We start from the raw sequence: 5255 nt of genomic DNA, 5'->3' as shown, positions 1-5255 counted from the left end.
CGCCAAGCACCCGATGCTGCATGCGCGCGGCGCCGATGTGGTGCTGGACAGCGCCGCGCCCTTCCGCGAGGCCACGCGGGCTGCCACGGGCGGGGAGGGCGTCGCGCTGGTGCTGGACACGCTGGGCGGCGAGGCCTTCGACGAGGGGCTGCGCTGCCTGACCGATGGCGGCACGCTGCTGACGCTGGGCTATGCCGGCGGCGCCATCCCGCAGCTGGGCGTGAACCTGCTGCTGCTGAAGAACATCGGCGTGGCCGGGCTGAACTGGGGCACCTATCTCGGCTGGTCGCCCGGCGACAACCGCCGCGCCCACGCGCCACGCGTGCGCGCGCTGTGGGAGCAGCTGATGACGTGGTGGGCGACCGGCCAACTCCGCCCGGAGGTGCATGCCGCGCTGCCCCTGGAGCGGTTCCGCGAGGCGATGGCGATGGTCCGCGACCGCCAGGCCGTGGGCCGCGTGGTCCTGACCCCCTGATGGCGGGGTCCGGGGGGATACTATCCCCCCGGCGGGGGTCCAGGGGGCGGCGCCCCCTGGCGCTTCAGTGCCCGGCGGCCAGCGTCGCCCCCGGCTTGTCATGGACGCCGAGCCGCTCGACCATGGCCGCGCTGGCCTCGTTCATCCCTTCCACCGCCACCTCGACGCCGCGGTTGCGGAAGCCCAGCACCACGCGGTCCAGCGCGCCGATGCCGCTGATGTCCCACAGATGCGCCTGCCGCACGTCGATGACGACGCGGGCGAGATCCTCCTTCAGGTCGAAGGCGGCGATGAAATCCTCGGCCGAGGCGAAGAACACCTGCCCGAGCACGGTGTAGCGCCGCTCGCGCCCGTCTGCCGAGAGGGTGGAGGAGATGCTGAACATCCTCCGCACCTTGCCGGCGAAGAAGATGCCGCTGAGCAGCACGCCCGCCAGCACGCCCTTGGCGAGGTCGTGCGTGGCGAGCACCACGGCGACGGTGGCCAGCATCACCACCGAGGAGCTGCGCGGATGCGTCAGCAGGGTGCGCAGCGAGGCCCAGTTGAAGGTGCTGATCGAGACCATGATCATCACCGCCACCAGCGCCGCCATGGGGATGCGGCGGACGAGGTCGCCCAGCGCCAGGATCAGGAACAGCAGCACCACGCCCGCCACCAGGGTGGAGAGCCGCGTGCGCCCGCCCGAGCGGACGTTGATGACCGATTGCCCGATCATGGCGCAGCCCGCCATGCCGCCCAGGAAGCCGGTGGCGAAGTTGGCGACGCCCTGGCCCACGCATTCGCGGTTCCGCTGGCTGCCGGTGTCGGTCATCTCGTCGACCACGGCCGCCGTCATCAGCGATTCCAGCAGGCCCACCGCCGCCAGCGTGGCGGAGTAGGGCAGGATGATGCGCAGCGTCTCGAAGGTGAAGGGCACGTCGGGCAGGAAGAAGTGCGGCAGCGCGTCCGGCAGGGCGCCCATGTCGCCCACGGTGCGGAGGTCGAGCCCCAGCGCCCAGGCCAGCGCCGTCAGCACGATGATGCACACCAGCGGCGAGGGCACCGCCGTGGTCAGGCGCGGCAGCAGGTAGATGATGGCGAGGCCGGCCGCCACCATCGGGTAGGTGAGCGCCGGCACGCCGATCAGCTCCGGCAACTGGGCCATGAAGATGAGGATGGCCAGCGCGTTGACGAAGCCCGTCAGCACCGAGCGGGAGACGAAGCGCATGACGCGCCCGAGCCGCGCCACGCCGGCCAGCACCTGGAGGATGCCGGTGAGGATGGTGGCGGCGAAGAGGTATTGCAGCCCGTGGTCCTTCACCAGGCTGACCATCACCACGGCCATGGCGCCGGTGGCGGCCGAGATCATGGCCGGGCGCCCGCCCGCGATGGCGGTGATGACGGCGATGGAGAAGGAGGCGTAGAGCCCGACCTTGGGATCGACGCCGGCGATGATCGAGAAGGCGATGGCCTCCGGGATCAGCGCGAGGGCGACGACGAGGCCGGAGAGCAGGTCGGCACGGACATTGCCGAACCATTCGGCGCGCAGCCGCGCGGGATTGAGCATGAAGGGGAACTTCCGGGAAGCGGGGACGAAAGGAGCGCCAGCCACGCACGGCGTAGGACGCGCCAGTCTGGCGCGGCATAACGCGGCGGATCAATCAGGGCTGGCGTCGGCCTACATCGGACTTGTCGTCTCTCCGGGAGGAGGCGCCTTGTGCGGCGCAGCAAATCGGCTCCGCCTTAACGCCGTTCCAGGGGCGGCGCAACCCTGCTCAGCCCCCCGCCAGTCGCAGCGCCAGCCCGGCCAGCGCCGCCAGCGCCAGCACCTTGGCCACGCCCATGCGCAGCCCGAGCAGGGCGATTCCCGCCAGCACCGCCAGCCCCAGTGCCGCCAGGTCCAGGCTGGCCGGCACCGGCAGTTCCAGCCGCAGAGGGCCGGCCTGCCAGGGGGTGCGCTCCGTGAAGATCAGGCGCAGCGCGAACCAGGCCGCCAGGTTGGCGATGACGCCGACCACCGCCGCCGTCACCGCGGCCAGGGCGCCGCGCAGCCGGGGCATGGCGTGCAGCCGCTCGATGAAGGGGGCGCCGAGGAAGATCCAGGCGAAGCAGGGCGCGAAGGTGACCCAGAGGGTCAGCAGCGCGGCGGCCACGGCGCTGACCGGCCCCTGCTGCCAGCCAGCCAGGAAGCCCACGAACTGCAGCACCAGGATCAACGGCCCCGGCGTCGTCTCGGCCAGGCCGAGGCCGGCCAGCATCGCCTCGGCCGAGAGCCAGCCGTAATGCTCCACCGCCTCCTGCGCCACATAGGCCAGCACCGCGTAGGCGCCGCCGAAGGTGACCACGGCCATGCGGGCGAAGAACCAGGCGACATCGCCGAACAGCCCGGTGCCCATCAGCAGCGCCACGGACCACGCCCAGAGCGCCAGCACGGCTAGGCCGGTGCGGCGGGCGCTGCGCGCCATGCGCTGCGGCCGGCCCGGCTCCTCGGCCAGCAGGCGGTCGATCATGGCCGGGGGGCCGGATGCCGACACGGCGCCGGCGGCGGGCGCGAAGGTGGCGGGAAAGGCGGCGCCGAGCAGCATGGCCGTGCCCACCACCAGCGGGAAGGGCAGGTTGAAGGCGAACAGCGCCAGGAACGCGCCGAGCGCCAGCAGGAGGGCGAGCGTGCCGTGCAGCGCGCGCCGCGCCACCTTCAGCAACGCCTCCACCACAAGCGCCAGCACCGCGCATTGCAGGCCGAAGAACAGCGCCTCGACCGCCGGCACCCGGCCGAGCGTGACATAGAGAAAGGACAGCGCGAGCATCACCGCCGCGCCGGGCAGGATGAACAGCAACCCGGCCAGCAGGCCGCCGCGGACGCCGTGCATCAGCCAGCCAAGATAGGTTGCGAGCTGCTGCGCCTCCGGCCCCGGCAGCAGCATGCAGAAATTGAGGGCGTGCAGGAAACGGGCCTCGCCCACCCAGCGTTGCTCCTCCACCACCTCGCGGTGCATCAGCGCGATCTGCGCCGCCGGGCCGCCGAAGGAGAGACATCCGATTCGCCACCAGAGGCGGGCGGCCTTGCCAAGGCTGGGATAGGAACTCGGCTCTCCGTCGCGCATCGCTGCCACCTTCTTCCGGCGCAGGCGTTTAGACAGGAAGGCGGGACGGGAGGGAAGGGGCGTGGAGGGCCTGAAAAAGCGGACGGCGCCCGGACATGGCCTGGGCGCCGTCATACGCTCTTTCTCCGTCCCTTTAGCGGGACTGTTCCTCCCCAAACTCGGCCTGCAGAGCAATCCCGAGAGACCTCATCTTAACAGGTCTTGTATAAGACACAAGTCTATCTTCTGGAACGCCTTGATCCGGCTACGCAGATCGTGAACAGAGCATTTCCAGATCCTGTGACGGCCGAAGGACCATGCTGCTCTCCATGCCGATGACCGCTGCCCGATGACGGCCACTTCCTCCCGATCCCGCCTGGATGCCCGCCCGCTCTATCGCCAGGTGGAGGAGATCCTGCTCGGTCGGATCGTCGGCGGCACCTGGCCTCCGGGCCACCTCCTGCCGGCCGAGCCGGAGCTGGCGAGCGAGCTGGGCGTCTCGCAGGGCACGGTCCGCAAGGCGCTGGCCGCGCTCGAGCGCCGCCACCTGATCGACCGCCGGCAGGGCCGCGGCACGACGGTGGCGAAGCACACCAGCGACACGGCCCGCTTCCACTTCTTCCGCGTGCGCGACCTCAGCGGCCGCGCCGTGGTGTCGCGCATCATGATCATCTCCTGCGCCCAGGGGCAGGCGGCGCCATGGGAGGCGGCGGCGCTGGGGCTGGAGACGGGTGCCCCGGTCTACCACCTGCGGCGGATTCGCATGCTGGACGGCAGCCCGCGAATCTTCGAGCGCTGCACCCTCTCCGGCGCCGTCTTCTCCGGATTCGCGCTGCCGCCGGGCGAGCAGCCCTCCGAGCTCTACGTTTATTTCCAGCGCACCCATGGCGTGACGGTGGAGCGCGCCGAGGAGGAGCTGTCGGCCGCCGGCGCCGATGCCGAGACGGCCGCCGCCCTGGGCAAGCCGGAGGGCACGCCGCTGCTGATGGTGCAGCGTATCGCCTATGATGTGGCGGACCGGCCGGTGGAAGTGCGGCTCTCCATGATCGACACCGAGCGGCACCGCTACGCCGTCCGGCTGGACTGAGAATCAGCGCTCCCGGCCGGCCCTGCGGCCGGCTCTCCGGCGGCCCTCGCCGCGTGGCGGCCGGCGCATGGCGCTTGCACCCGGGGGGGTGGGGTGGTAATGGCGCGGCCTTCCTGATTTACCGCTGACTACGACAGCACGTTAAGAAGAGAGGCCCGGCGCCATGGCCGTTCCGAAAAAGAAGGTTTCGCCCTCCCGCCGCGGGATGCGCCGCAGCCACGAGGCCCTGTCCACCCAGGCACACCACGAGTGCCCCAACTGCGGCGAGCTGAAGCGCCCGCACCATATCTGCGCCTCCTGCGGCCATTATGACGGCCGCGAGGTCGTTGCCGCCGGCAAGGCCCTGAAGGCGGCGGTCCGCACCTGATTGTTCCGGCCCGCCGAGGGGATTTGACACCTTGTCGCAGGTGACACTGCCGCAGGGCAGCGCCCCGCAGCAACCGCCTGCGGGGGGCTTCGCCCTGGCCATCGATGCCATGGGCGGCGACCATGCACCGGAATCGGTGCTGGACGGTCTGGAACTCGCGGCGGAGCGGCACCCGAAGGCGCGCTTCCTGCTGGTGGGTGACGAAGCCCGGCTCGGCGCGCTGCTGGCGCGCCGGCCCAAGGCCGCGCGCGTCTGCGCCATCCG

Annotated in this window: 5 protein-coding genes and 1 pseudogene; 4 read left to right on the top strand and 2 right to left on the bottom strand. The window is 71.3% G+C overall.

What is annotated here, in order from left to right; genetic code table 11:
• Positions 1-475: zinc-binding dehydrogenase (locus tag ACZJYS_RS22400; RefSeq protein ID WP_493180381.1), on the top strand; the 475-nt coding region annotated here is incomplete at its 5' end.
• A 64-nt stretch (positions 476-539) separates the two neighbouring features.
• Here ACZJYS_RS22400 and ACZJYS_RS22395 read toward each other — a convergent pair.
• Complete coding sequence (locus ACZJYS_RS22395; protein WP_493180380.1) at positions 540-2021, bottom strand: SulP family inorganic anion transporter; 1482 nt, start codon at positions 2019-2021, stop codon at positions 540-542.
• A 208-nt stretch (positions 2022-2229) separates the two neighbouring features.
• Entirely contained in the window at positions 2230-3558 is a 1329-nt protein-coding gene (gene chrA, locus ACZJYS_RS22390) for a chromate efflux transporter (protein WP_493180379.1), read from the bottom strand.
• Between the two features lie 328 nt (positions 3559-3886).
• On the opposite strand from chrA, the gene ACZJYS_RS22385 reads away from it, so the two are divergent.
• The 3 genes and pseudogenes from ACZJYS_RS22385 to ACZJYS_RS22375 all read left to right on the top strand — a co-directional run.
• Complete coding sequence (locus ACZJYS_RS22385) at positions 3887-4624, top strand: GntR family transcriptional regulator (RefSeq protein WP_109515340.1); 738 nt, start codon at positions 3887-3889, stop codon at positions 4622-4624.
• A gap of 163 nt (positions 4625-4787) precedes the next feature.
• Positions 4788-4991 (top strand): 50S ribosomal protein L32, encoded by a 204-nt coding sequence (rpmF, locus tag ACZJYS_RS22380; RefSeq protein WP_109515341.1) that lies wholly within the window; start codon positions 4788-4790, stop codon positions 4989-4991.
• 109 nt (positions 4992-5100) lie between these two features.
• Positions 5101-5255, top strand: a pseudogene (locus tag ACZJYS_RS22375) (phosphate acyltransferase PlsX); the annotation flags it as partial.

The sequence above is a fragment of the Roseomonas sp. TS2 genome, from assembly GCF_058833935.1.
The sequence above is the reverse complement of the archived record's forward strand: the minus strand, read 5'-3'. Positions and strand labels throughout refer to the sequence as shown.